Source organism: Ilumatobacter sp., from assembly GCF_049588435.1.
Classification (GTDB): domain Bacteria; phylum Actinomycetota; class Acidimicrobiia; order Acidimicrobiales; family Ilumatobacteraceae; genus Ilumatobacter_A.
This window is the reverse complement of sequence record NZ_JBAVYV010000561.1, coordinates 1-1,955: the sequence shown is the minus strand read 5'-3', so window position 1 is coordinate 1,955 and position 1,955 is coordinate 1. Positions and strand designations below refer to the sequence as shown.

Annotated in this window: 2 protein-coding genes and 1 pseudogene; 2 read left to right on the top strand and 1 reads right to left on the bottom strand. The window is 64.2% G+C overall.

The annotated features are described in order from the left end of the window. Positions 1-637, top strand: a pseudogene (locus tag WBV89_RS21195) (hypothetical protein); the annotation flags it as partial. Between the two features lie 88 nt (positions 638-725). Further along, the gene (locus WBV89_RS21190; protein WP_423983318.1) at positions 726-1,421 is read left to right on the top strand and encodes an NTP transferase domain-containing protein; all 696 of its coding nucleotides are present in this window, start codon (positions 726-728) and stop codon (positions 1,419-1,421) included. A gap of 19 nt (positions 1,422-1,440) precedes the next feature. On the opposite strand, the gene WBV89_RS21185 is transcribed toward WBV89_RS21190, so the two are convergent. Beyond that, a partial coding sequence (locus WBV89_RS21185) for a hypothetical protein (protein ID WP_423983317.1) occupies positions 1,441-1,955 on the bottom strand: 515 nt, incomplete at its 5' end.

Here is a 1,955-nt window from a genome sequence, read left to right as displayed (position 1 = left end):
TCGCCTGGACTCTCGCGACATCAGACCGTTCCTCATGAGCGGGACGCTGCTCGGATTTCTCCGCGAGGGCACGTTCCTGGAGTACGACCACGACGTCGACCTCGGCTTGCTGCCGGAGACACGACTGCAGGATGTCGAGGACGCGCTCGTGGGCTCGGGTCTGGAGACGACGGTCCTGGTGGAGGGAATGTGGCTCGTCGCGGTCCACCCATCAGGCCTCCACGTGGATTTCTTCCGCCACGAACTGCGCGATGGCCGCTGGTGGCATTGCACCCGTGTCCACGAGTGGTGGAACACACCATCCGAACTGGAACCGATGATCGTGCAGGGTCAACGATGGTGGATTCCGAACAACCCCGAGCGGTATCTTGACGAGAACTACGGCAACTGGAGGGCGCCGGTCGCCTTCTTCGACATCAGCTTCGACACCCCCAACCGCCGGTACCGACGAACGCCCGAAGCGATGCGCCACCTCTACCACACCTGCATCCGTGGGATCGAGAGCGGGGACCGCTGGATGGTCGAGTCGGCCGCCCGCGAGTTGCGGGACGAGTTCGGCCTGAACGTCAGTGTCAATCTCGCGACCTCGCCCCTCCTCCACGAAATCGAGCTGCCTTCCCAGTTCGATGGCGACTGACCGTTCTTCGCCGGTCGTAGCACTCTCTGCAATGGCGACGTTGCTGCCTCGGGATTCGACCGACCATCGCAGGTAGCCTCGCAGCCTCATGGTCATCGTCATCCTCGCTGCAGGGGTCGGCTCGCGGCTTGGTCGACCCGTTCCCAAACCGTTGACGGTGCTCACCGACGGCCGCTCGATCATGCAGCGCCAGGTCGAGGCCGCACAGGAGATGTTCCCGACCGCACCGGTCATCGTGGCCGTCGGCTTCAAGAAGGACCTGGTGATGGAGGCAGCCCCTGCCCTGCTCTTCGCATACAACGAGAGGTTCGGCGAGACCAACACCGCCAAGAGCCTGTTGCGGGCGCTCGAGAACACGGGCGACGAAAGTGCACTGTGGATGAACGGGGATGTCGTCTTCGACAGCGATCTTCTCCCCCTGCTGCGACCCCGCATCGAGGCCGACGAATCGTTCATCTCGGTCAATACGGCCGCCGTGGGGGCCGAGGAGGTCAAGTACAACCTGGATGATCGTGGGGCGATTCGTGAGCTCTCCAAGACCGTCGTCGACGGGCTCGGCGAAGCGGTCGGGGTCAACTACGTCTGCTCGAACGACAAGGCGTCACTGATTGCCCGCTTGGAGGAATGCAGCGATGCGGACTACTTCGAGAGGGCAATCGAACTGTCCATCGACAGAGACGGTGCTCGCTACGCACCTGTGGACGTCACCGAGTCGGTGTGTATCGAGGTCGACTTCGTCGAGGACCTGGCTCGGGCCAACGAGGCGATCGCTCCTCCGAACTAGGTTCGGACTCCCGTTCGCCTCACCGGCGAGGGACCGGATCGCCCGGGGGGTCCCCGGCCTCGTTCGAGAGGGTCCGGAACCACCGAAGCGCCCGACCGATCGCCTTCTCGGCACCGACGAGCGTGAGGCGAAGTCGATCGTGCATGGGGAGCATGCCGAACCCACTCATGACCAGTCCGATCGTGCGCGGTCGACGCGTCAGGCGCACGATCCCGCGCACGCCGCGTTCATCTCCCGAGACCAGGTATCGACACAGGTATTGGTGCAGTTCATCCTGAGCGTCGACGGCGCATGGTGACAGCGATGCCATCAACGGAGCCACCGCCGTCATCATCTCGGTGCGGAACTCGTCGCCCCCGTCCTCGAACTCGGCGAGGTAGATCGGAAGATCGGCCTCGAAGACCTTTCGACCATGCCGGGTCCAGACGGCTTCAGGGGCGTGGTCTCGCAGGTAGGCGTCGACGGTCGTCAGCGCAACGAATCGGCCGGATACCCCGCCCGGCCGGGTCCGATCCTGGGTGATCGACGGGTCAC